The following is a 680-nucleotide window of genomic DNA, read 5'->3' as shown; positions in this document are numbered from 1 at the left end:
GCCAGATGCTGGATCGCCCCCGAAATGCCGATCGCGACATAGACGTCCGGCGCGACGATCTTGCCCGTCTGCCCGACCTGATAGTCGTTGGGCGCATAGCCCGCATCGACCGCCGCGCGGGACGCGCCCACCGCCGCGCCCAGCTTGTCGGCGAGCGGATCGATCAGCGCGTGGAACTGCGCTTCCGACCCCAGCGCGCGGCCACCCGACACGATGACCTTCGCGCTGGTCAGTTCGGGCCGGGCGCTCTCGGCCTTGTCCGCGCCGACGAAGCGCGATTTCGCCGCGTCGCCGGTGGAGGGAACCGCCTCGATCGCCCCCGAACCACCCTCGGCCGCCGCCTTCTCGAACGCGGTGGCGCGCACCGTCAGCACCAGCTTGGCGTCGCGGGTCTGCACCGTCGCGATCGCGTTGCCCGCATAGATCGGCCGCGTGAAGCGGTCCGGCCCCTCGACCGACAGGATGTCCGAGATCTGCATCACGTCGATCAGCGCGGCGACGCGCGGCGCGATGTTCTTGCCCGTGGTGGTCGCGGGCGCGAGGAAGGCGTCGTGGCTCTCCATCAGCCTGGCCACCAGGGCTGCGACATTCTCCGCCAGCGCATGGGCATAGGCCGCGTCGTCGGCGACATGGACCTTGCCCACGCCCGCGATCTTCGCCGCCGCCTGCGCCACGCCGTC

At 71.2% G+C, this 680-nt stretch carries 1 protein-coding gene; it reads right to left on the bottom strand.

What is annotated here, in order from left to right; genetic code table 11:
* The coding region (locus RN629_RS18275) for an electron transfer flavoprotein subunit alpha/FixB family protein (protein ID WP_407036496.1) at positions 1–680 on the bottom strand (680 nt) is incomplete at both ends.

It is taken from the genome of Facivitalis istanbulensis (assembly GCF_040560405.1).
In the GTDB taxonomy this organism is placed as follows: domain Bacteria; phylum Pseudomonadota; class Alphaproteobacteria; order Sphingomonadales; family Sphingomonadaceae; genus Sphingomonas; species Sphingomonas istanbulensis.
This window is presented reverse-complemented; position numbering and strand designations above follow the sequence as displayed.